This window comes from Arthrobacter sp. ERGS1:01 (genome assembly GCF_001281315.1).
Classification (GTDB): Bacteria; Actinomycetota; Actinomycetes; order Actinomycetales; family Micrococcaceae; genus Specibacter.
Window position 1 is genome coordinate 2,942,665 of the sequence record NZ_CP012479.1, and the last position, 23,165, is coordinate 2,965,829.

At 64.9% G+C, this 23,165-nt stretch carries 24 protein-coding genes; 6 read left to right on the forward strand and 18 right to left on the reverse strand.

What is annotated here, in order from left to right; translation table 11 throughout:
• The first annotated feature begins 49 nt into the window (after positions 1–49).
• Both dapD and AL755_RS17295 read left to right on the forward strand, forming a co-directional pair.
• Positions 50–1,057, forward strand: a complete 1,008-nt coding sequence (gene dapD, locus AL755_RS17290; RefSeq protein WP_054012058.1) for a 2,3,4,5-tetrahydropyridine-2,6-dicarboxylate N-succinyltransferase — start codon at positions 50–52, stop codon at positions 1,055–1,057.
• Positions 1,058–1,092: 35 nt separating this feature from the next.
• Positions 1,093–1,974 carry a hypothetical protein gene (locus AL755_RS17295; RefSeq protein ID WP_237762528.1) on the forward strand — a complete coding sequence of 294 codons (882 nt, stop codon included), beginning with the start codon at positions 1,093–1,095 and terminating at the stop codon, positions 1,972–1,974.
• A gap of 11 nt (positions 1,975–1,985) precedes the next feature.
• On the opposite strand, the gene AL755_RS17300 is transcribed toward AL755_RS17295, so the two are convergent.
• From AL755_RS17300 to fdxA, 6 genes are all read right to left on the reverse strand, one after another.
• Positions 1,986–2,597, reverse strand: a complete 612-nt coding sequence (locus AL755_RS17300; protein ID WP_054012059.1) for a hypothetical protein — start codon at positions 2,595–2,597, stop codon at positions 1,986–1,988.
• A gap of 96 nt (positions 2,598–2,693) precedes the next feature.
• Positions 2,694–3,317: a TetR/AcrR family transcriptional regulator gene (locus AL755_RS17305; RefSeq protein WP_054012060.1), complete on the reverse strand. Its 624-nt coding sequence runs from the start codon at positions 3,315–3,317 to the stop codon at positions 2,694–2,696.
• Positions 3,318–3,358: 41 nt separating this feature from the next.
• On the reverse strand, positions 3,359–3,556 hold the full coding sequence (locus AL755_RS17310; RefSeq protein WP_054012061.1) for a hypothetical protein: 198 nt from the start codon (positions 3,554–3,556) through the stop codon (positions 3,359–3,361).
• 201 nt (positions 3,557–3,757) lie between these two features.
• A complete protein-coding gene (locus AL755_RS17315) occupies positions 3,758–5,041 on the reverse strand; it encodes a citrate synthase (protein ID WP_054012062.1) in 1,284 nt (427 codons plus the stop codon).
• Positions 5,042–5,266: 225 nt separating this feature from the next.
• The gene (gene dapC / locus AL755_RS17320) at positions 5,267–6,436 is read right to left on the reverse strand and encodes a succinyldiaminopimelate transaminase (protein ID WP_054012063.1); all 1,170 of its coding nucleotides are present in this window, start codon (positions 6,434–6,436) and stop codon (positions 5,267–5,269) included.
• An 11-nt stretch (positions 6,437–6,447) separates the two neighbouring features.
• Positions 6,448–6,771, reverse strand: a complete 324-nt coding sequence (gene fdxA, locus AL755_RS17325; RefSeq protein ID WP_054012064.1) for a ferredoxin — start codon at positions 6,769–6,771, stop codon at positions 6,448–6,450.
• Between the two features lie 119 nt (positions 6,772–6,890).
• On the opposite strand from fdxA, the gene AL755_RS17330 reads away from it, so the two are divergent.
• Positions 6,891–7,121: a putative acetyltransferase gene (locus AL755_RS17330; protein WP_054012065.1), complete on the forward strand. Its 231-nt coding sequence runs from the start codon at positions 6,891–6,893 to the stop codon at positions 7,119–7,121.
• Between the two features lie 31 nt (positions 7,122–7,152).
• Here the strand turns inward: AL755_RS17330 and AL755_RS17335 are convergent, their stop codons facing one another.
• From AL755_RS17335 to AL755_RS17375, 9 genes are all read right to left on the reverse strand, one after another.
• Positions 7,153–7,578 (reverse strand): hypothetical protein, encoded by a 426-nt coding sequence (locus AL755_RS17335; RefSeq protein ID WP_054012066.1) that lies wholly within the window; start codon positions 7,576–7,578, stop codon positions 7,153–7,155.
• Complete coding sequence (locus AL755_RS17340; RefSeq protein ID WP_054012067.1) at positions 7,571–8,452, reverse strand: PIG-L family deacetylase; 882 nt, start codon at positions 8,450–8,452, stop codon at positions 7,571–7,573. The genes AL755_RS17335 and AL755_RS17340 overlap by 8 nt, the downstream gene beginning before the upstream one ends.
• A gap of 128 nt (positions 8,453–8,580) precedes the next feature.
• A complete protein-coding gene (locus tag AL755_RS17345) occupies positions 8,581–10,281 on the reverse strand; it encodes an ABC transporter ATP-binding protein (RefSeq protein WP_054013160.1) in 1,701 nt (566 codons plus the stop codon).
• A gap of 26 nt (positions 10,282–10,307) precedes the next feature.
• The gene (locus AL755_RS17350; protein WP_082369388.1) at positions 10,308–11,321 is read right to left on the reverse strand and encodes an ABC transporter permease; all 1,014 of its coding nucleotides are present in this window, start codon (positions 11,319–11,321) and stop codon (positions 10,308–10,310) included.
• Positions 11,314–12,240, reverse strand: coding sequence for an ABC transporter permease (locus tag AL755_RS17355; RefSeq protein WP_054012068.1), 927 nt, complete (start codon positions 12,238–12,240; stop codon positions 11,314–11,316). Before AL755_RS17355 ends, AL755_RS17350 begins: the two co-directional genes overlap by 8 nt.
• Before the next feature lie 202 nt (positions 12,241–12,442).
• Positions 12,443–14,077 carry a peptide ABC transporter substrate-binding protein gene (locus AL755_RS17360; RefSeq protein WP_054012069.1) on the reverse strand — a complete coding sequence of 545 codons (1,635 nt, stop codon included), beginning with the start codon at positions 14,075–14,077 and terminating at the stop codon, positions 12,443–12,445.
• Positions 14,078–14,338: 261 nt separating this feature from the next.
• Positions 14,339–16,255, reverse strand: a complete 1,917-nt coding sequence (gene typA / locus AL755_RS17365) for a translational GTPase TypA (RefSeq protein ID WP_054012070.1) — start codon at positions 16,253–16,255, stop codon at positions 14,339–14,341.
• Positions 16,256–16,566: 311 nt separating this feature from the next.
• Positions 16,567–18,357, reverse strand: coding sequence for an ABC transporter family substrate-binding protein (locus AL755_RS17370; RefSeq protein WP_054012071.1), 1,791 nt, complete (start codon positions 18,355–18,357; stop codon positions 16,567–16,569).
• A 134-nt stretch (positions 18,358–18,491) separates the two neighbouring features.
• Entirely contained in the window at positions 18,492–19,022 is a 531-nt protein-coding gene (locus AL755_RS17375) for a DinB family protein (protein ID WP_054012072.1), read from the reverse strand.
• A 178-nt stretch (positions 19,023–19,200) separates the two neighbouring features.
• Here AL755_RS17375 and AL755_RS22975 point away from each other — a divergent pair, with 178 nt between their 5' ends.
• The 3 genes from AL755_RS22975 (at position 19,201) to AL755_RS17390 (ending at position 21,278) form a co-directional block, all read left to right on the forward strand.
• A complete protein-coding gene (locus tag AL755_RS22975) occupies positions 19,201–19,587 on the forward strand; it encodes a VOC family protein (protein ID WP_054012073.1) in 387 nt (128 codons plus the stop codon).
• 55 nt (positions 19,588–19,642) lie between these two features.
• Positions 19,643–20,125 carry a DUF1877 family protein gene (locus AL755_RS17385; RefSeq protein WP_054012074.1) on the forward strand — a complete coding sequence of 161 codons (483 nt, stop codon included), beginning with the start codon at positions 19,643–19,645 and terminating at the stop codon, positions 20,123–20,125.
• Between the two features lie 94 nt (positions 20,126–20,219).
• Entirely contained in the window at positions 20,220–21,278 is a 1,059-nt protein-coding gene (locus tag AL755_RS17390) for an LLM class flavin-dependent oxidoreductase (protein ID WP_054012075.1), read from the forward strand.
• A gap of 27 nt (positions 21,279–21,305) precedes the next feature.
• Here the strand turns inward: AL755_RS17390 and AL755_RS17395 are convergent, their stop codons facing one another.
• From AL755_RS17395 to AL755_RS17405, 3 genes are all read right to left on the reverse strand, one after another.
• Positions 21,306–21,632, reverse strand: coding sequence for a chorismate mutase (locus AL755_RS17395; protein WP_054012076.1), 327 nt, complete (start codon positions 21,630–21,632; stop codon positions 21,306–21,308).
• Between the two features lie 82 nt (positions 21,633–21,714).
• Positions 21,715–22,107 (reverse strand): DUF4177 domain-containing protein, encoded by a 393-nt coding sequence (locus tag AL755_RS22560; RefSeq protein WP_082369609.1) that lies wholly within the window; start codon positions 22,105–22,107, stop codon positions 21,715–21,717.
• Positions 22,108–22,348: 241 nt separating this feature from the next.
• Positions 22,349–22,993, reverse strand: coding sequence for a dihydrofolate reductase family protein (locus AL755_RS17405; RefSeq protein ID WP_054012077.1), 645 nt, complete (start codon positions 22,991–22,993; stop codon positions 22,349–22,351).
• Positions 22,994–23,165: the final 172 nt, after the last annotated feature.

The window sequence follows — 23,165 nt, forward strand, 5'->3', positions numbered from 1 at the left end:
GGGCTGGACGGCTTTTCGCCACCGCCCGGCGTATCGATAGACTTTATCCATGACGCAGACACCCGCCTCCCCGACAGCTTCCGACGCCACCGAGCGCACCGCCCATGGATTTGGCCTGGCCACGATCGCCGACGGCGGAGCCGTGCTGGACGTCTGGTTCCCCGCCCCGGCCCTGGGCGCCGGCGTTGATTCCCTCGGCGCAGCCCCCGACGCCGATCCCGAACTTTCCGCACTTGCCGAGGCCGGCACGGATGCCGACCGCGGCGTGACCCAGAAAGTGGTCTTTGCCCAGATCGACCTGGACGCCGCCCCGGCCGACGCCGTCGACGCCTACCTGCGCCTGCACCTGCTCTCGCACCGCCTGGCCGCCCCGAACTCGCTGAACCTCGACGGCATCTTCGGCACCCTGGCCAACGTGGCCTGGACCAACTTCGGCCCCGTCCCGGTGGAGGGCTTCGAGCTCACGCGTGGCAAGCTGCGCCGCCGCGGCACCGTCATCGTCTACTCCGTGGACAAGTTCCCGCGCATGGTGGACTACGTGATGCCCACCGGCGTGCGCATCGCCGACGCCGACCGCGTCCGCCTGGGCGCCCACCTGGCCGACGGCACCACCGTCATGCACGAAGGCTTCGTCAACTTCAACGCCGGCACGCTCGGCGCCTCCATGGTGGAGGGCCGCATCTCCGCCGGCGTCGTTGTTGGCAACGGCACCGACGTTGGTGGCGGCGCGTCCATTATGGGCACGCTGTCCGGCGGCGGCAAGGAACGCATCACCCTGGGCGAGCGCGTACTGCTCGGCGCCAACTCCGGCGTCGGCATCAGCATCGGCAACGATTCCGTCGTGGAGGCCGGCCTGTACGTGACCGCCGGCACCCGGGTGCGCGTGCTTGGCCCGAAGAACGACGACGGCGAGGACACCACCGTAATCGTCAAGGCCAGCGCGCTCTCCGGCAAGGCCAACCTGCTGTTCCGCCGCAACTCCAGCACCGGCGAGGTCGAGGTGCTGCCGCGCAAGGGCTCCACCGTGGAGCTCAACGACTCCCTCCACAGCAACTAGGGCCGCTTGACCTCCGCCACGATCGGCGCCCTGCCGTGAGGCGCGGCCGCGCCTTCACCGCCTGGATTACCGTCACGGCGGTGGCGGCCGCGTTGCTGGTGGGCGGCGGCATCTGGGTGTCGAACTACCTCAAGGATGCGTTCGCGCCCGGGCTCAGCGTTGGCTGCACGGCCGCCGTGGGAACGGCGTCGTTCCGCCTGACCACCGAACAGGCCCAAAATGCCGCCCTGATCTCGGCCATCTCGGTTCAGCGGGGCATGCCGGCACGGGCGGCCTCCATTGCGCTGGCCACGGCCCTGCAGGAGTCCAAGCTGCGGAACATCGACTACGGGGACATGGATTCCGTGGGCTTGTTCCAGCAGCGCCCCTCGCAGGACTGGGGCACGGCCCAACAGATCATGGACCCCGTCTACTCGACCAATGCGTTTTATGACGCCCTGGACAAGGTGGACGGCTACGTGGACATGCCGTTGAACGACGCCGCCCAGATCGTGCAGCGCTCGGCGTTCCCGCACGCCTACGCCCAGCACGAGGACCTGTCCCGGGCCTTTGCCTCGGCCCTGACCGGCCAGACGCCCGCCACTTTCAGCTGCACGCTCCCTGCGGCCACCACGGCGGGATCCCCGCAGGACCTGGAGACGTCGATCCACGCCGAACTGGGCCAGATCCCGGTCACCTCCGGCGGATCCGCGGCGAACGTGCAGCTGGCGGTCACGGACTCCGTGGGTTGGGCTGCGGCGCAGTGGGCCGTCGCCAACGCGTCGGCGCTGGGGATCACCGCCGTCAGCTACGACGGCCAGGAATGGGACCGGGCCGCGAACGACTCCGGCACCAACGTTGGCTGGAAGCCGGCCAAGGACCCGTCCCCGGCCGGCCAGGTTACGGTGCTCCTGGCAACCGCGCCCGCAGCGCCCTAGGCGAGCAGCACCTAGACGAGCAGTTCCACCACCGGCTGGACGTAGCTGAGGAATGTTGGCTGGTCGTCGAGGAGGTGCTGGCTCATGATCAAGCGGTTCGGCTCAATGAACCAGGCGCGCTGCTCGGCCAGCGGCATCTCCACGATCGTCAGGGTGAAGTCCCGGGCGCTGCGTCCCAATTCCATCTCGCGGTTCTGCACCAGGTCCGCCAGGATCTTGTGCCCGCCCAGGGTCTCCCGTTCGGCCGCCATGAGGGAATAGGCGCTGTTCTGTTCGCGCGCCCAGGTCAGGGCGGCACCAAAATGGGCCTGGACCACACGGTGCAGGGCCGGCATGGCGGAAAATTCGGGGAAGTCCGGCGGGGTCATGGATGCCTCGGTCTCGGGATAGCCGGCCAACAGCTCCGTCCACCACTGCTCCCATTGCTCCCGCAGCGCGTCGGTGCCGCCGACATGGGCCGTCAGCCGGCTGTGGTCTGCTGCCCGGATGTGCGGCTCCGCATGGGAGAGGGCGGGGCTGCCGGCACCCGTCAAACCCGCCACGTCGCGAATGTAAAGGGCTATCATCATGGGCCCGCAGGTATCCATGGTGATGCGCCAGCCGGGTCCACCCGTATGATGCATAGTTATCGCCTCCAGTAGCCGCCGGACATCCCGCGGCACTCCCTCATTCAAGATTACTCTTCCCCAGGGTTTTCTGGGCGGGCAATCAGGAAGCGGCTACCCTTCCAGCAGTGACACCAGGTGGCGGCGCAGCGTGGCCTGGCCCTGTTCCGGGGCCGACCACCCGGGCTGGAGCACCAGGCGCAGGCTCAGCCCGTCCAGCACGGCGATCAGCCGCTCGGCCTCGTCAACGGGTTCGGGGTTGCCGGCCATGAGCCCGCTTTCCAGCAGTTGCAGCACCACCCGGCCGACGACGGCGCCGGTGGCCCGGTAATCGTCCTGTGCCGCGTCGGAGAGCCTGCCATCAGTGCGGGCGGCCAGCATGAACTCCATGTGGACCACGGCCTCGGCCCGGCGTTGCGCATCCAGAGGGAGCAGCTCCTCCAGGACCACGGCGCATTCGTCCACGAGTGCGTGGGCATCGGACGGCAGGCTGCCGGACTCGAGTTCCTCAAGCTTGTCCAGCGCCCGCAGGTGGATGCGTTCGGAATTGACCCGGAACGCGAATTCCATCAGCTCGGCCTGGTTGTCGAAGTAGTGCCGTACGGAGCCAAGCGCCAGCCCGGCTTTCTCCGCCACGTTACGTAGTGAGGCTTGTGTCAGTCCACGGTCGGCAATGACTTCGAAGACGGCATCTGCAACAAGTTCGCGGCGGTCATCCGCGTCAACAATTTTGGGCACACATCTTTTTTAGCACAGATGTTTCGCCCTTGTGGTGCCGGCTACTTGGACTGGCCGTCCCTGGCCGAGGCACCCTTCTTCGATTCGACGATCCAGAGCACCACCAGGACCACCGTGATGACCGCTGCACCTATGACGAACGGGAACAGCTCGGAGTGCCCGGCAAGTGCCACGACGCCGAGAACAACGGTGACAAGCCCCAGGGCCAGGGCGGAGGACTGGACAAGCATTTTCAACATTCGTAATTCTCCTGAAGTGGATGGGATTTCTTGGGGCCGGGTACACGACAGCGGCGGGCGGCGATCCGCAAGGGAAAGCCGCCCGCCGCCGTCGAGGTCTCGACAGGCTCGACCACCGGTGGTCAAGCCTGGGGCCCCGGCCGCGAGGGACCCGCTGCGAGCTTGCGAGCAGTGGGAGCGGCCGGGGAGCGGGAGCATAGGTTAACGCGAGGGGTACATGCGCTCCGGTTCGCCTGTGTACAGCTGGCGCGGGCGGCCGATCTTGGTCTGCGGGTCCTTCATCATTTCGCGCCACTGGGCAATCCAGCCCGGCAGGCGGCCAATGGCGAACAGCACCGTGAACATCTTTTCGGGGAAGCCCATGGCCTTGTATATCAGGCCGGTGTAGAAGTCCACGTTCGGGTAGAGCTTGCGGGAGATGAAGTATTCATCCGTCAACGCAACTTCTTCCAGGCGCATGGCGATGGCCAGGAGTTCGTCGTTGCCGCCGAGCTTCTCGAGGATCTCGTGCGCGGTTTCCTTGACGATCTTGGCGCGGGGATCGTAGTTCTTGTAGACGCGGTGTCCGAAGCCCATGAGCTTGACGCCGGCTTCCTTGTTCTTCACGCGCTCGACGAACTTCTCAACGGGCTCGCCGCTGGCCTGGATATCGCGGAGCATGTTCAGCACGGCCTCGTTGGCGCCGCCGTGCAGCGGGCCGAACAGGGCGTTGATGCCGGCGGAGACGGACGCGAACATGTTGGCGTTCGCGGAGCCCACCAGGCGCACCGTGGAGGTGGAGCAGTTTTGTTCGTGGTCTGCGTGCAGGATCAGCAGCAGGTCAAGGGCCTTGACCACTACGGGGTCCATCTCGTAGGCCTCGGCGGGCAGGCCGAAGCTCAGGCGCAGGAAGTTCTCCACGAGGTTCATGGAGTTGTCCGGGTACAGCATGGGCTGGCCGATGGACTTCTTGTGCGCGTAGGCGGCGATGACGGGCATCTTGGCCATGAGACGGATCGTGGCCATCTCGACTTGCTCGTCGTCGAACGGGTCCAGGGAGTCCTGGTAGAACGTGGACAGCGCGGACACGGCCGAGGACAGCACCGGCATGGGGTGGGCGTCGCGCGGGAAGCCGCCGAAGAAGCCCTTGAGATCCTCGTGGAGCATGGTGTGGCGGCGGATCCGCTGGTCGAACTTGTCCAGCTCCGCCGGGGTGGGCAGGTTCCCGTAGATGAGCAGGTAGGACACTTCCAGGAAGCTGGAGTGCTGGGCCAGTTCCTCGATCGGGTAGCCGCGGTAGCGCAGGATTCCCTCGTCACCGTCGATGAACGTGATCGCGGAGGAGGTGGCGGCCGTGTTGACGAAACCGGGGTCGTAGGTGACCGCGCCGGTGTTCTTCAGCAGCTTGGACACGTCATAGCCGGCGTTGCCTTCTACGGCTTCGATGCGCGGGAGTTCAAGTTCTCCGCCGTCGTAGCGCAGTGTTGCACTCGTGGAATCAGTCATGGAGTCCCCTTCATGAGGTGGCCTTTGTGAGGCTTTGCTTAGATCTATGCTACTTTTCCGCCCGCGGGGTTCACCGCGCACCGTAAGACTTGTGTGCGGCTCAGCAGTAGAACGAGTCAGCGAATAAAGCGCACGGTGGCATAGATGTCTACCTACGAAACTACCGCTTTAGAGCCCCTCAACACTAATCCTGCGCCGTATTTTGCGCCGATGTGCGCGAAATCGCTAAGAATTCACCGTGAGTCTTTGCACGGTCGCGGCGATTCTTTCGTCGCTTCCGGTCAGGGCCACGCGGATGAATCCGTTGCCGGCTTCGCCGTAGAACGTGCCCGGTCCGGCCACGATTCCCAACTCGGCCAGCCGCCCGATGGTGGTCCAGGTGTCCTCCCCCGCCGTGCACCACAGGTACAGGCCGGCCTCGGAGTGGTGGATTTGCAGGCCAAATGCCTCCAGCGCGCCCACGAGCTGTTCGCGGCGGTTGCGGTAGAGGGCCTTTTGGGCGCTGACGTGGGCGTCGTCGCCGAGGGCCACGCGCATGGCTTCCTGCACGGGGTAGGGCACGATCATGCCGGCGTGCTTGCGGCTGTTGACAAGGTTGGCCATGATGGCCGAATCCCCGGCAACAAAGGCCGCCCGGTAGCCGGCCACATTGGACTGCTTGCTCAGCGAGTACACGGCCAGCAGGCCATCGGTGCTGCCGCCCGTGACGCGCGGGTCAAGGACGCTCGGCACGGCTTCGCCGCCGTTTTCCGGGTCCCACTCCCCCCAGCCAAGTTCGCCGTAGCACTCGTCGGAGGCCACGACCGCGCCCATTTCGCGCGCCTGGGCCACGATGGCCGAAAGTGCGTCGACGTTGCGGACAATTCCCGTCGGGTTGCCCGGGGAGTTGACCCAGACCAGGCGCACCCGGGCACGGGTGTCGGCGTCGAGCTCGTCAAGGTTGTCCGCCGCAACCGCGGTGGCCCCGGCAAAGACCGCACCCATGTCATAGGTGGGGTAGGCGACGGTGGGCCGGACGACGACGTCGCCCGCTCCCAGCCCCAGCAGCATCGGCAGCCACGCCACCAGTTCCTTGGAACCAACCGTGGGCATGACGTCGTCGGGGTTCAGTCCGGGCACGTTGCGGCGCCGGGCAAACCAGTCCACGATCGCCTGGCGCAGGGCCGGCGTACCGTGCGTGGTGGGATACCCGGGGGCGTCCGCTGCCGCCACCAGGGCGTCCTGGATCAGCGCCGGGGTGGGGTCCACGGGGGTGCCGATCGAGAGGTTCACCACACCGTCGGGGTGCTTGGCCGCCGTCGCCTGGTAGGGCGCCATGGCGTCCCAGGGGTAGTCGGGCAGACGCAGTCCAAACGGGGCGCGGTCAGGGGCGTGCTGTGCCGGGGTGGAGGCCATAACTGTTCGCTCTAGTCCTGGTTCTGCGGGGGCAGGGCCGCAACGAAGGGGTGGTCGGTGTGGGTGTTGCCGATCTTGGCGGCACCACCCGGGGAACCGAGCACGTCAAAGAACTCCACATTGGCCTTGTAGTACTCGGCCCACTCGTCCGGGGTGTCGTCCTCGTAGTAGATGGCCTCCACGGGGCACACCGGTTCGCAGGCGCCACAGTCAACGCATTCGTCGGGGTGGATGTAGAGCGAGCGTTCGCCTTCGTAGATACAGTCAACGGGGCATTCCTCAACACATGCCTTGTCCTTGACATCCACGCACGGCTGCGCAATTACATACGTCACGTCCCGACCTTCCTCGCAAAAAGACTCATTGTCCGAACTTGATGCCGGACACGTTCATTATCCCCCACGCTACGCCCCCTCGCACCACCGCCCGGACCGGTACGACTTAGTATGAAGACGTGAACCAAGCACTTGCACGCCTCGCCGGCCTCCCCCTGGGCACCCGGGTGGTGGTGCGTTACCGGATCCCCGGCGGCAGCACGGATGCGCTGGGTGAACTGGCGGCGCGGGATGCGCTCAGTTGCACCGTCGCCACGCGCACGGGCGAGGTGGTGGTGGCGCTGGCCGATGTGCAACTGGCCAAGGAGGTGCCGCCTCCCCCGCCGCGGCGGGACCGGCGCATCATCTAGGACGGCGCCGCGCAGGGCGATTGCCCCGGCGCTACTTTCGCGGCTTCTTTGCCCGGAGCACGCCCAGGGCCACGAGCCCCGTGAGAGGCGTGACGACGGCGATTCCGTACAGCCACACGAGGCCCTGGAGGTTGTTGGAGATCATGCCGAAGCCGCCCAGTTGCAGGGACAGCGTGCCGGCGCACAGGTAGGCCGCCGCCCCGCAAAGCACCACGACCCAGGCATTCCTGCTCCACAGCCCCACGAAAAGTTCGACGGCGGCCAGCATGACCAGCGCCGCCGCGGCACCCACTGGAATCACAAAGCCATTGCCGAACCAGGCATGGCCGTGCAGTGACGTGCCGAGCAGTCCCGTGCCCAGGCCGGCCGCGACCGCGGCGACCACCACGGCCCAGCGGCGCGGCGGCGGCAATTTCAGCTCGCCGTGCTCCAGGCCGGGATCCAGTTGATCACTCATTCCGGTCCCCGCCGTTTCGCCCCTCGCCTGGCGCTGCGCTGGCATCAACAAATTCCTCGATGCCGGAGATGTCCTTCCAGACATCGTCGGACAGCGCATAGCGGTCCCCGGCAACCGTGATCTGGGTCCGGTGCGCGCGCATGGCCTCCGTCTTGGCGTCCGTGTCGCCATGCACGGCAATCCGCGGAACGCCGGGTTCCAGGGGTCGCTCGGGGCGGTCGCTAACAATGGCAAAGACGTGCGGGACGGTCCAGGCATCCTGCCCGTCGGCCGGGGTTTCGGCCAGGGCAAGGGCCGCCATGACAAGGTCGTGGGTGCGCACGTGGTCGGGGTGTCCGTAGCCGCCGTCGGCCGCGTAGGTCACGACGGCGTCCGGCCGGACGTCCCGGATGGCCCTGGCAGCCAGGGCCGCCAGCTCCGCCAGCGGTGTGCGGGAAAGTGATCCGGGCAGGACGGTGCCGGCGGCCATGGCACGGCCATCGGGGCCCCACTGCATGCCGGAGTCGCGGAAGGTGACGGGGCCCGATTCGGGGGCCGCGGGTCCCTGCCCCAGCCAAATGTGCTCGCGCACGCCCAATGCGGCCAGGGCTGCGGCAAGTTCCCGTTCGCGAACCCGCGCCAGGCCGGTGCCGTCCGCCGGCGTGCCAGATTCCGCGGCGGCCCGGCCCACTTCAAGGTGCACCAGCTCGGGCGGGATGACCTCGCCCAATTCCCCGCGGGTGCTGGTCAAGAGCACCACGCGGGCGCCCGCCGCGGCGTAGGCGGCCATCGTGGCACCTGTGACAAGGGTTTCGTCGTCAGGGTGGGCGTGCGCGAAGAGCACGGTGGCGTCGGGGCCGACGCCGGGCAGCAGGTGGGCGGGGCTGGTGTCCATGCCACCAATCTACTCGCTGGCCGGCGCCGGACCCCAATGACGCCCGGGCACGTGCACCGGGCACAGAAAAGGCCGGCACCGCCCAATCCGTGAAATCACGTAAGGAGATGCCGGCCTTTGTCCGGTGGCTAGACCAGCAGTGTGGCGCCGGGAATGGCGTTGAGCAGGTCCTGCGTGTACTTCTGTTGCGGGTTGTTGAACACGTCGTCGGTCGAGGCGGCCTCGACGACCCTGCCCTTTTGCATGACGGTGACGTGGTCGGCGATCTGCCGGACCACGGCGAGGTCGTGCGTGATGAACAGGTAGGTCAGGCTCAGTTCTGCCTGCAGTTCGTTGAGCAGGTTGAGCACCTGGGCCTGGACCAGCACGTCAAGGGCCGACACCGCCTCGTCACAGATGATCACGTCCGGGTTCAACGCCAGGGCCCGCGCGATGGCGATGCGCTGGCGCTGGCCGCCGGAGAGCTCGTTCGGGTAGCGGTGCATGGTGGCCGCAGGCATGGAAACCTGGTCCAACAGCTCGCGCACCTTCTTTTCCCGGGACTTGGAGTCGCCGATCTTGTGGATCTTCAGCGGCTCCTCAATGGTCCGGAAGATGTTGAACATGGGGTCCAACGATCCGTACGGGTCCTGGAAGATGGGCTGCACGCGGCGGCGGAAGTCAAAGAGCGGCCTCCCCTTCAACGTGGTCACGTCGGTGCCGTCGAACTTGATGCTTCCCTCAGTGGGCGCCAGCAGGCTCAAGGCCATTTGCGCCACGGTGGACTTGCCCGAGCCGGACTCCCCCACGATCGCCATGGTGGTACCGCGCTTGACGCTGAAGGAGACATCGTCCACGGCCTTGAAGTCCGTGGACTTGCCCAACGCGCCGCGCAGCTTGAAGACCTTGGTGAGGTTCTTGACCTCGATCAGGTCCTCGCCCTTGGCGGCGGCACGGCGACCGGTTGACGCTGCGGCCGGCTGCGCGTCCGCGGGTGCGGGCTCGCTGACCTTGGTGGAGGTCAGTCGCCGTGACGCGAGCGACGGCGCGGCGTTGACGAGGCGCTGCGTGTACGGGTGTTGCGGGTTGCGCAGGATCTCCAACGCGGGGCCCGATTCGACAACCTGGCCCTTGTACATGACGACTACTTTTTCGGCACGTTCGGCGGCAAGGCCGAGGTCGTGCGTAATGAGCAGCACGGCGGTGCCAAGCTCGGTGGTCATCCGGTCCAGGTGGTCAAGGATCTGGCCCTGCACCGTCACGTCCAGTGCGGACGTGGGCTCATCGGCGATGAGCAGGCGCGGCCGGCAGGCCAGGCCGATCGCGATCAGCGCGCGCTGGCGCATGCCGCCGGAGAACTCGTGCGGGTACTGCTTGGCGCGGTTCGCCGCGTCCGGCAAGCCGGCCTCGGAGAGCACCTCCGCCACGCGCTCCTTGGAGTTGGCGCCGTCCAGGCCGTTGGCCTTGAGCGTCTCCTTGACCTGGAAGCCGATCTTCCACACGGGGTTCAGGTTCGACATGGGGTCCTGGGGAACCATGCCGATCGAGTTGCCGCGCAGTTCGATGATGCGCTTTTCGCTGGCGTGGGTGATGTCCTCGCCGTCGAAAATGATCTTTCCGCCGCTGACCCGCCCGTTGGAGGGCAGCAGGCCAATGGCCGACAACGCGGTGGTGGACTTGCCCGAGCCGGACTCGCCCACGATCGCCACTGTTTCACCGGGCATGATGGTCAGGTGCGCGTTGCGGACCGCGTTGACGGGGCCGTTCTGGGTGTCGAAGGTGATCGCCAGGTCGCGGATTTCCAGCAGCGGCATGTCGTCGTTCCTGGGTGCTGCGGCGTTCACGGGCATACCTTTTTCATTGTTGGACATGGCCGTCACCGCTTCCTTGCTTTGGGATCGAGCGCATCACGCAGCGCGTCACCAAGCATGATGAAGCTCAACACGGTGATACACAGCGCAAGGGCCGGCCACAGGAGCACGGCGGGGTTGTTGCGCACCTGCGACTGGGCCGCGGCGATGTCATTACCCCAGGACATGACGGTGTCCGGCAAACCCAGTCCCAGGAAGGACAGGGTTGCCTCGGCCACGATGAAGGTACCGAGCGAGATACTGGCCACCACGATGATGGGAGCCAGCGAGTTCGGCACTACGTGGCGGACCAGGGCATTGAAGCGGGAAAGCCCCAGCGCCTTGGAGGCGGTCACGAAGTCCGCGTTGCGGTTCTCGATCACCGCTCCTCGGGTGATACGGGCAATCTGCGGCCAGCCGAAGATCACCAACACCAGGACCACGGTCCAGACGCTGCGGTTGTCGCGGAAGGCCGGCAGCTGCATCATGACGATGGCGCCGAGGATCAGCGGCAGGGCGAAGAAGATGTCGCCCAGGCGGGCCAGGATGGCGTCAAGCCAGCCGCCGTAGTAGCCGGCGAGGGCGCCCATGACTCCACCGATGATCAATACGCCGATCGTGGTGAACAAGCCCACCATGAGGGAGGCGCGCGTGCCATAGATCATGCGGGCATAAACATCGCAACCCTGCAGCGTGAAGCCAAGCGGGTGCCCCGGCGCGGGACCCTCAGCCGAGTTGGCGAGCGGACAGGTCGTGGGATTCTCAGTGGCGAACCACTGTGGGAAGATCGCCACGACGACCACCAGCACGATCAACAGGGCGGAGATGATGAACAACGGCTGCTTGCGCAGGTTGTGCCAGGCGTCGGCCCACAGGCTCAACGGTGCGGCGGTTTCATCGACCTTGTCAACGGCGGCCAGGGGGGTCTCCTCCAGCGGTGCCACATAGTGTTCAATGACCCGGCTGGACACTTTGCCCTGCCGGGCGGACGGGGTTGCCGTCCGGAGGTTCTCATTTTCGGGTGTCAGGTTCTCAGACATAGCGAATCCTTGGGTCGAGCCAGGCGTACAAGAGGTCCACAACAAGGTTGGCCACCACGAACACGATGACCAGGATGCCGACGACCGCCACGACTGTGGGGGTTTCCCCGTTCAGGATGGCCTTGTACAGCAGGTTGCCGATGCCGGGGACGTTGAAAATGCCTTCGGTGACGATGGCGCCGCCCATGAGCGAGCCAAGGTCGGCACCGAGGAAGGTGACAACGGGAATAAGAGAGTTGCGCAGGATGTGCACCAGCACCACGCGGCGGCGGCTCAGGCCCTTGGCAGTTGCGGTGCGCACATAGTCGGCATTCATGTTCTCGCTGATGGACGCGCGCGTCAGTCGAATGACGTAGGCCAGGGAGACAAGACCCAGGACGAGGGCCGGTAGGACCAGTTCGTTCCAGTGTGCCGCACCGCTGACGGTCGGCTTGGCCCAGCGAAGCTGGACGCCGACCACGAGCTGGAGGACAAAGCCAAGCACGAAGGTGGGAACGGCGATGACCACGAGGGATGCGACCAGGACCGTGCTGTCGAACAGCTTGCCCTTGCGCAGACCGGCGATGACGCCGAAGAAGACACCAAAGATGGCTTCGAAGGCCAGTGCCATGATGGCAAGACGGGCCGTAACGGGGTAGGCGCGGCCAATGACGGCCGAAACTTCCTGACCGGAGAAGGTCTGCCCCAGGTTGAGGGTTACAAGGTTCTTGAGGTACAGCCCGTACTGGACCCAGAAGGGCTGGTCGAGGTTGTACTGTGCCCGAAGGGCGGCCTCGACGGCGGGAGCCATCGGCTTGCCGCCGGACAGTGCGGCGATGGGATCACCGGGGGTTGCAAAGACGAGGAAATATACCAGCAGCGTTGCGCCGAAAAAGACGGGAATCAGCTGCAGGAAACGGCGAAGCGTAAACATGACCATTACGGCGTCACCACTCCCCGCGTCCCAAATCGCGATTCGTTCATGAAATTACCTGTTCAGTAGTTGTCAGTACAGGGCATGCGCGGGATCTCTCCGCTGCACGTTGTACGGAAAATAACACATATGTGTGTCAATAGCACATAAGGGGAACCCGGCGCCCCCACGCCGGGTCCCCCTAGATGCAAGGCGTTAGTAAGCGTTGTTACTTGCCCGTGATGTCGTAGTACAGCGGAACACCGTTCCAGCCGAACTCAACCGTGTTGACGTTGTTGCTCCACACGCCCTGGACTGCCTGGTACCACAAGGGGATAACCGGCAGGTCCTTGAGCAGGATTTCCTGGGCCTGGTTGAAGATCTTGTTGCCGTCTTCAACCGTCTTGGCCGACAGGCCTTCGGTCAGCTTGGCGTCGAACGCCTTGCTGGAGTAGTCACCGTCGTTGGAACCAGCACCGGTGCCGTACAGCGGGCCGAGGAAGTTGTACAGCGACGGGTAGTCAGCCTGCCAGCCGGCGCGTGAGGCACCGGTCAGCTTCTTGGTGTTGACCAGGTTGCGCATTTCCTTGAACGTGGCAATCGGGTTCAGCTGAGCCTTGATCCCCAGGTTGGTGGAGATCTGGTTGGCCATGGCCGTGATGTATTCCTTGTTACCGGCACCATCGATGTTCGAGGTGATGGTGAAGACCTTGCCTGCGGGCCAGGGGCTGATCTTGTCAGCCTGTGCCCACAGTTCCTTGGCCTTGGCAACGTTCAGGGTCAGCACGTCGGCGCCGGGCAGGCTGCCGTTGTAGCCGTCCAGGACGGGCGAGGTGAAGTCCTTGGCGATCTGCTTGTTGCCGTAGAAGATCTTGTCGATGATCTGCTGGCGGTCGATCGACATGGAGATGGCCTGGCGGCGCAGCTGGCCGGCCTCGCCGGAGAACTCGGGCAGGTAGCTCGGGATCGTCATCGTCGCGTTGCCGGCGTACGGCTGGTTGACGAAGCGGCCTTCGAAGTCGGTCTTGAAGTTCTGCAGGCCGCTCGGCGGGACCTGGTCCAGGACGTCAAGGTTGTCGGACTGCACGTCGGTGTAAGCGGCGTCGGTGCTGTTGTAGAACTTGAACGTCACACCGCCGTTCTTGGCCTTGCGCGGTCCGTTGTACTTCTCGTTCGGGACGAGGGTGATGGACTGGTTGTGCGACCAACCGTTGGCGGCCAGCTTGTACGGGCCATCGCCGACCGGGTTCTGGCCAAATGCGGCCGGATCCTTGAATGCGGTCTCGGGCAGCGGGTAGAACGCCGTGTATCCGAGGCGCAGCGGGAAGTCGGACTCCGGTGCGGAAAGCTCAACGGTGAAGGTGTGGTCATCCACAACCTTCAGGCCCGACATCGTGTCAACCGTGGACTTCTCGGCGCTGACAGCGTCGTAGCCCTTGATGGACTCGAAGAAGTAGCTGTTCAGCTGTGCGTTCTTGGCGGCGGCACCGAAGTTCCAGGCATCCACAAAGTTCTTCGCCGTGATCGGCGTGCCGTCGCTGAACGTCTCACCGGACTTGATCTTGATGGTGTAGTTCTGCGCGTCCGTCGTGGTGATGGAATCGGCGAGTTCGTTCTGAATCGCGCCCTTGGCGTTGTAGCTGACCAGGCCCGAGAAGATGAGGTCCATGACGCGACCGCCACCAACCTCATTGGTGTTGGCGGGCAGCAGGCCTTGCGCCGGTTCGGTGCTGTTGGCTGTGATGACCTTCGTGGTGTTCCCGGTTGCGTTGTTCCCGCCGCCCGTAGAGCCGCCACATGCGGTGAGGGACATGGCAAGAACAGCAGCCAGGCCCAGTGCTTTGGAAGTGCGCGAGTAACGCATTCCGCCTCCTTGGTTATGAAATGGTTGCAAGTCGAAACAAGAAAACTGCTTGGCCGCCAACTTCTTCGTTGAAGCCGACGTGTCTCAACTCATACCGGACTAGGCTACCGGCAAAACATTACTTGCAAGTAATCCAGAGCACATTGGGACCAGATCTTTACCGAGATGAAACCTTAAAGCAACAACAGCCCGCCCCGGCGAAAGCCGGGACGGGCTGTTGAAAGTTGCTGCTACGAGGCGCTGGCCGAGGCCAACTGCGCGCTATGCCTTGGCGCGGCTGCGGAAGGCCTTGGCACGCTCGGAAGCGTCCAGGATGACCTTGCGGATGCGGATGGCTTCCGGGGTCACCTCGACGCACTCGTCTTCACGGGCGAATTCGAGGGACTCTTCCAGCGTGAGGTTGCGCGGCGGGGTCATGTTCTCGAAGGTGTCCGAGGAAGCTGCTCGCATGTTGGTGAGCTGCTTTTCCTTCGTGATGTTGACGTCCATGTCGTCGGCGCGGGAGTTCTCGCCCACGATCATGCCTTCGTAGACCTCGGAGGTGGGCTGCACGAAGAAGTTCATGCGCTCCTGGAGCTTGATCATGGCGAACGGGGTGACGACGCCGGAGCGGTCAGCCACGATCGAACCGTTGTTGCGGTACTCGATCGGGCCGGCCCACGGCTCGTAGCCTTCGGCAATGGAGGAGGCAATACCTGCACCGCGGGTGTCGGTCATGAAGCGGGTGCGGAAACCGATCAGGCCACGGGCCGGAACGATAAATTCCATGCGGCACCAGCCGGTGCCGTGGTTGGCCATGTTGGTCATGCGGCCCTTGCGGGCTGCCATGAGCTGGGTGACGGCGCCGAGGTATTCCTCGGGTACGTCGATGGTCATGTGTTCCATCGGCTCGTGGGTCTTGCCGTCGACCTGCTTGGTCACAACCTGCGGCTTGCCAACGGTCAGCTCGAAGCCTTCGCGACGCATCTGCTCAACAAGGATGGACAGGGCCAATTCGCCACGGCCCTGGACTTCCCAGGCGTCGGGACGCTCGGTGGGGAGAACCTTCAGGGAAACGTTACCGACGAGTTCCTTGTCGAGGCGGTCCTTGACCTGGCGTGCGGTGACCTTGTGGCCCTTGACACGGCCGGCCAGCGGCGAGGTGTTGATACCGATCGTCATGGAGATGGCGGGCGGGTCAACCGTGATCAGCGGCAGCGGCTGCGGGTTGTCGACGTCGGTCAGGGTCTCACCGATGGTGATGTCCTCGATACCGGCAACGGCCACGATCTCGCCGGGGCCTGCGGACTCGGCCGGGACACGGGTCAGTGCCTGGGTGGCCAGCAGTTCGGTGATCTTGACGGACTTGATGGTGCCGTCGTGGCGGGCCCAGGCAACGGTCTGGCCCTTGGTCAGGGTGCCGTTGAAGATACGCAGCAGTGCCAGGCGGCCCAGGAACGGGGAGGCGTCAAGGTTGGTGACGTGTGCCTGCAGGACGCCGTCCGGGTTGTACGTGGGGGCCGGGATGTGCTCGATGATGGTCTTGAACAGCGGCTCAAGGTCCTCGTTGTCCGGGGCGGCACCGTTGTCGGGCTGCGTCAGGGACGCGCGGCCCAGCTTGCCGGAGGCGTAGACAACCGGAACGTTCAGGACGGCGTCGAGGTCCAGGTCGGGGACTTCGTCGGCCATGTCGGAGGCCAGGCCAAGGAGCAGGTCCATGGACTCGGCAACGACCTCGTCGATGCGGGCATCGGGGCGGTCCGTCTTGTTGACCAGCAGGATGACGGGGAGCTTGGCGGCAAGTGCCTTACGCAGCACAAAGCGGGTCTGCGGCAGCGGGCCCTCGGATGCGTCAACGAGGAGGACAACGCCGTCGACCATGGACAAACCGCGCTCAACTTCGCCACCGAAGTCGGCGTGGCCCGGGGTGTCGATGACGTTGATGGTCATGACCTGGCCGTCGGCGGACGGGCCGTTGTAGGCAACCGTCGTGTTCTTGGCCAGAATGGTGATGCCCTTTTCGCGCTCCAGGTCACCGGAGTCCATGACACGCTCTGCAACCACACCGTGTTCGGCAAAGGAGTGCGTCTGCTGGAGCATGGCGTCGACCAGGGTGGTCTTGCCGTGGTCAACGTGCGCCACAATGGCGACGTTGCGCAGGTCGGTGCGCGAGGCAGTGTTGAGTGAAGTGTCGCTCATGCGTGAAGACTCGTTTCAGTTGGGCCCGGCTGCAGGCCCGAAGCGGGCGACGGCAGAAAGTCACATTTATGTTTGGCCGTGAATGATCGGCAGATAACACCATTCTAGACGTAGTGCCAAATACGGCCTAGCCACTTTATCGCATGACGGGGCGTGTTTTTCGCCATCCGGCCGCTGCGAAGGCCCAAAATGGCCCGCTGTGGCGGATTTTCACCGTGGAAGCACGACGCCGGCGCGAGACTTCCGTGACGAAACTCACCCGCCGCCGTGGCTCGCCGGACGGCACGGGCGCCCGTTGGCGCGTGTCCCGGTTACTTCTGGAACTTCCAGTCCCAGACGTTCCACCAGACCCCGACGCCGACCGGCGAGTACCGTGCTCCGGTGACGTGCGGGCCCGTGGCCACCATGGCCGGGCGTTGGAACAGGGGCACCCCGTAGCCGGCTTCCCAGACGAGCTTGTCGATCTGCAGCTTCAGCGCGTTTTGCTTCGCGTCGTCGGAGGTGGCGGCGAGTTGCTCGGCCAGCTGGTCAACCACGGTGTTGGAGAAATTGTTCAGATTGGAGATGGCACCGGTCTTGAATACCTGCGGCACCTGGACGGATCCGGTGGCGTTGCTGGTCCAGCCGTACAGGGCCACGTCGAAGGCGCCGTCGTGCAGGGCCGCCTGCCACTTCCCGGCGTCCTTGCCGGCGTCGACCACCGTGAACCCGGCTTGTTCGGCGGAAACCTTGATCAACGAATACTCGATGACCCGGAGCGGGTCGTCCGAGTTGTACAGGATCCGCACGGTGGGTTTGGCACCCGCCAGGAGTGCTTTTGCCCCGTCGATGTCAACGTCCGCGAAGCCGATGCTGCCGTTGCTTGCGGAGGATTCCTTGTAGGTGGGCTGTGCCTGCAGGAACACGAAGGAATTGAGCACGTCCGCGGTGGGGTCCACGGCCCGGGAGGTGGTGTCCACGATGTCCTGACGCGGCACGGTCTTCATGAACGCCGTGCGGTAATCGGGCTTGGCCAGAACACCCTTGAAGTTCAGCACGGCCTGGTCAAAGCCGAGGCTCCGGCCCTGGTCAACCTTGACGTCCACGGTTCCCGGTGCCGTCAGCTCCGCAACGTTGTCGGCCGTGGCGGCGGGCGAGACGACGTCGGCGGTGTTGGCCCGCAACGCCGATATCTGGGCCTGTGCGTTGCTGTTGTAGTGGACGGTGATGGTGTCCAGGTCCGGCTTGCTCCCCCACACGTAATCCGTGTTGGGAGTCAGCACCAGCTCCTTGCCGGGCACGATGCTCTTGACCAGGTAGGGGCCGTTGGAGAGCGCGAGGGTGGGATCCGGCATCGACTTTGAATCGAAGCCGGTGTTCCAAAAGTCGGCCACCTTGCGCAGGGTGGGGTTCGGCGTGGCGGGTGCGCCGGCGTCGCCCTTGGGCAGTCCCAGGAGCAGCGCGGAGAGGGCGTCGGCGTCCTTGAGGCCCGAGCGGACGGCCACGATGTGCGCCGGGATGCTGACCACCGATCCCAGTGCCGTCTCCCAATCGGAGAACGGTTTGTTGTAGGTGAGCGTCAGGGAGGTGCCGTTGTCACCGATTTGCGGCAGCGAGGTCTGCGAGAGCCCCGTGGTGTCGCCGGCGAAGTTGAAATAGGCGGTGCCCTTGGTGACCTTGAAGTTCTTGTCCAGGGTGGCGTCGTTGTAGTATCCGGATGCGGCGGCCCACTGCAGGAGCAGGTCGGCGGCCGTGACGGGTTCGCCGTCGGACCACTGGACGCCGGAGTTGATGGTGTATTTCACCGTCAGGGGGCGGTCCGAGATTTTCTCATACTTGCCGAACTGGGTGTTGCGGACCAGTTTGAGGTTGTCATCGACGTAGTTGAACCCTGAATGAGTTGCGTAGTTGATCCGGGCGTTCGTCGCCGCAGTGCCCGTGACGCTGTCCGGGTTGAAGGAGGTGAACGGGCTCTCCTCGACCACGGTGACGTTGCCGCCGGGCGACGCCGTGGCGGCCGCCGTCGAGCCGTTGGGCTCCGGCGGCTGGCCGGTGCACGCGCCCAGGGCAAGTACCGCCGCGACAGCCAGTGCCGCTACCTTCGAAATGCGTCCGACGCGCATTCCACCTCCATTTTTCGATCCGAGAAGGACGTCAACGGGTGCCGGCGGCGTGCCGGACCCGGGATTGAGCCCGCCTGCCAGACTACCGCAGCGGGCTGCGGCGGCCTGTGGGTGCCGGCGCGGACCGGCCGCCTCTAATATCCGGTGGCGCCGTCGATGCACTCCCGCAGCAGGTCTGCGTGCCCCAGGTGGCGGGCATACTCCTCGATCATGTGCGTGTAGATCCAGCGCAGGTTGATGGCTTTGCCGCGGCGGAGCCCGGCCAGCGGCGCGTCGAGGTCCGCCACGGTCGCGGCGGTGGCCCTGCTGCGCACAATCTCGGTGTCGAAGTGCCGGGCATCGGCGAGGGCGGTTGCGACGGAGACGGCGTTGAAATCGGCGTCGGGGTCATCCGCGCGGAAGTGGGCGGGCTCATCCGTGCCGGCGGCCACATTGGAAAACCAGTAACGCTCCACATCGGCCAGGTGCCGGGCAATGCCGATAAGGGTCAGGGACGACGGCGGCACTGCGGGCAGGCACAATTGTTCGGCCGTGAGGCCGCCGAGTTTAATCGGCAGGGTTTGCCGGTAGAAGTCCAGCCACCCCTCCAGCGACTCCCGGTCGCCGGCCAGGAAATCCAGGTGGGTGCGGTTGTCGGGAACAACCGGGGTTCTTGCGGCTTCCATTGCTGCTCCTTGGGAATTCCGGCCCATGGCTTCGGCGCGGGCTCCTCCCGCAGCAGGCCGTGCGAGCTGTGGAACCACTCTAACGCCACGGGGTTTTCCTGTTGAGCGCTGGGTTGCGGCACGGCGTGGCGGACTTTCGGGGGTAGCCAGCTGGGGCCCGCGGCGGCAGAATCATGGCATGGACATCCGTATTCAGAGCATTTCCGTGGACTCCGCCGATCCGGCCCCGCTGGCACGATTCTGGCAGGCCGCCCTGGGCTGGCGCATCACTGAGGAGGACGCGGACGAGGTGGTGTTGGAGCCACCCGCTGGGAGCCCGGAGGACGGCGTCGTGCCCGACCTGTTGTTCCTGCGCGTGCCCGAGGCGAAAGCCGGGAAGAACCGGCTGCACCTTGACCTGCGCCCGGCAGACCAGGCCGCCGAGGTGGCGCGGTTGGAGGCCCTGGGCGCCCGGCGCGTCGACATCGGGCAGGGCACGTCCGTGACCTGGGTGGTCCTGGCCGACCCCGAGGGCAATGAGTTTTGTGTGCTGCGCGCCTATACGGAGGCCGAACTCGCGGAGTAGCCGTGCCTGTGGATATCTTCGAGCAGGAATTCCGGTTCGCTGGAAAAATTGCTTCATGGGAATCAGATACTTTGCGCTTCCGGTGCCGCCTCACTTGGTAGGGATTGCCCGCATCAATCCGCGGGCATTCCTGTCCGACCAGCACTTTTGGCAATCGTGGTCGGACCCGCCGGACCGGCCCGGGTTCCTGGACCTGGACAAGAGCTGGTGGGACCTGCAACAGCTTTTGGGCGGGCGGGAGGCAAATCCCCCGCGGCCGGCGTACGAGTTGGTTCGCGGTGAGGTGGCCCAGTACGGCTATGGCTGGATTCCGTATGACCGGGTCCTCTCGGCCGAGGAGGTCCTTGCCGTGGCGAACGACCTCGCAGCGGTGAGCATGGCCGGGCTGTACCAGGACTGCACGCCGTCGTTTTCCCCGGATTTGGCCGCCATCATGGACGGGCGAAGGAACTATGTGGAGTGGCATCTGGGCGAGGCCCGGAAGTTCACGGCCCAGCTGGCGGGCCTGGGTCTTGGGCTCATCTACTCCATCGGCTGACGGCCTGCGACTTAGTGGGTAACGTCCCACAGTTCCTTCCGGGTTCCGCACATATTCTGGGAAACAGACATACGCCGATCCTTGGAAGGTAGCCATGCCCGACTCCTCACGTCCATTGCGCAAACTTGGGTTCCTCACCATCGGCCTGTTCGATCCGGCGGATCCGGCGGCGGGGCACGAATCCACCTTGCAGGTCATTGAACTGGGCGAGCGGCTTGGCTTCGACACCGCCTGGTTGCGTCACCGCCACCTCCAGTTCGGCATTTCCTCCCCCATTGCGGTCATGGCCGCGGCCAGCCAGCGCACCTCGCGGATCGAGCTGGGCACCGCCGTGACCCCGGTGGGCTGGGAAAACCCCCTGCGCCTTGCCGAGGACCTGGCCACCGTGGACCTGCTCGCCGGCGGCCGCATCAACCCGGGGCTGAGCGTGGGTGAACCCATGCACTACGGCACGGTGAAGCACGAGCTGTACCCGGATTCCGCCGACGTCGAGGACTTCAGTTACGCGCGGGTTGACCGGCTGGCCCGTTTGATCGCGGGGGAACCCGTCCGGGAGTTTTCCGGGAAGCAAGGCGTTGTCGAGGAATTCTCCAACCGGGTGGAGCCACACTCCCCCGGACTGCGCGAACGGCTTTGGTACGGGGCGGCCAGCCGGAAATCGGCTGTCTGGGCCGGTGCCAACGGATTCAATCTGCTCACCAGCAGCGTGATCTTCGCCGAGGCGGATCAGGGACCATTCTTTGCCGACATCCAGCAGTCACAGATCCGCGCCTACCGTGAGGCGGCGTCGACGTCGGCCCCCGCACACGGATCGGCCCGGGTCTCGCAGGGGCTCGTGGTGATCCCCACGGACTCGGCGTCGGCGCAGCAGCGTGAGAAGTACCAGCGGTACGTCGACGAGCGCACTCCCCGCACGCTGGCACCGCAGGGACCAAAGGGCATGCTGTTCGCCCCGGACCTCATCGGGAGCAGCGATCAGATTGCCGAGCAGTTGCACGCCCATGCGGGGTTCCGGGAGGTCGACGAGGTGGCGTTCGCGCTACCGTTCAGCTTTGACCATGAGGACTACGTTCAGATCCTCACCGACATCGCCACCAAGTTGGGTCCGGCGCTGGGATGGGCGCCGGCGTCCGACGGGCAGCAAACGCCGTAGTGGGTTCAGGCCCGCCCGGCTAACGCGCTAAGACTGCTCAGTGGCGGTTCGGTGTACGCCGCGTTCGAGCTCGATGAATGCCCCGATCATAGCCCGGTACGTTGCCTCGACGACGTCTTCCGAGGCGCCCGCGGCGGCGGCTCTTGCCCGGGCGACTTCAATGACTTGCCGGACTCGCGCCGGTGCATCGACGGTCTCCACGACAACCTCCGTGCTGAGGGCTTTTGCCTTGCCCGCGGCTTCAACCCAGCCCTCGCGGACCCCGATCAGGCCAATGATGTCTTCATCGATCCGGTCGATGGCTGTGCGAATATCGGCAAGCGGCTCACTGCCGACCGGAGATGGGTGCGTCATGCCTCCGAGACTACCTTTCGCCCATTCGGTCCACGCTTCGCCAACCCACAGATCCCTGGCGTGTGCGCAGAGGTCAAACTTTCTATGAAATTCGTTCGAAGATCATCGTGGCCTGGATTCGATCACCGCCACCGAGACCCTTACTGCCCGAGGCTGCGGTCGTGATGGTGTGGAGGCGATAACCCAATGCAGCTTGCGCATTGATTGCCTTCTCCAGTTCGGTGAGATTTCCGGATCCAGTTCCCCAAAGCTTCTCCTTGAGGATTACTTGAAGGACAACGTAGCTCATGCCTTCTGGAGCCGGCCGCGGACGACCCCCGGCGACAGCTTCGGCCTCGATCCGGCCGACCATCCCGCCCAGTCCACCAGTCGCCGGCTTCGGAGATTGAACTTGATCGGTCCAGTTCTGTCCGTCCCACCATCGCGTCGTTCCGGAGCCGTCGTCGTACCAGCCTTCTTGCGCACCAGTTGCCACGTCATCGCCTCTCCTCGGAATCCCTGACAAGAAATAGTGGCATATCCACTGCGTGAATTCCATCAAATACAGGCGGTTGTACATGCAGGGACGGCGGGACATGGACGCACATGACCCAGATATGTTCGGTTGACCGAAGGCTCACGGGCGTATCAAAAGGTAGTCAGGTGAACCTGGATATTGAATCGTGACTCGACCACATTCCAGTTCAGGGCAGCTGGTTAATAGCTCCTGGGCGCCTTCACGCGCGTTCCTTCCTGTTCCATAGCTGATGCGTCAGTCCGCTGGGCGAGCTGACGGATTCGACGCTGAACCTGTCCTCCAATCCGGCAAGGTCATCCCAGATCCGGACACCGGCGCCAAGCACGATCGGAACGATCGCCACGTGCAGGAAGTCGATGAGATCGGCCTGCAGGAACTCGCTCACGGTCGACGGGCCGCCGCCAATCCGAACATCCAAGCCGCCTGCCGCATCCTGTGCAAGGCGAAGCGCCTCCTCCGGCGACGCATCGACGAAGTGGAAGCTGGTGCCGTTGGCGAACTCGAGCGTCTTGCGGGGAAAGTGGGTCAGGATGAACACCGGGGTCAGGAAGGGCGGCTCATCTCCCCACCACCCTTGCCAGCCGTCGTCGGGCCATTCGCCCGACTGGGGCCCAAATTTACGGCGGCCCATGATCTCCGCCCCGATGCCCTGGCCCCACATGCTGAACATGGCCCGATCAACGGTCACGGGGTCCTCGGTGCCATGGATGCCGTGGATGACGCGTCCGTCGAACTTGCCGAAAAGCGCCTCGGCTCCACCGATCGGCTTTTCGAGCGTCACGTGATCTCCGGCGGCATATCCATCTGAGGAAACGAGCAGGTTGTGGACTCGGGTTCGGACCATGGGAACTCCCTGTGTTGTTGAAGTCAGGAACCATTTGAACCCTAGCCCAGGGTGATTTCCAACGGCAATCATTTTCGACGGCAGGTGCCTGGCATGAGAATGGACGCCGGATGCACTCGGCCATGAAGTTGGTGCGTTCAGCGTCTCCGCTGGGCTCGTCGACGGCGGGTGG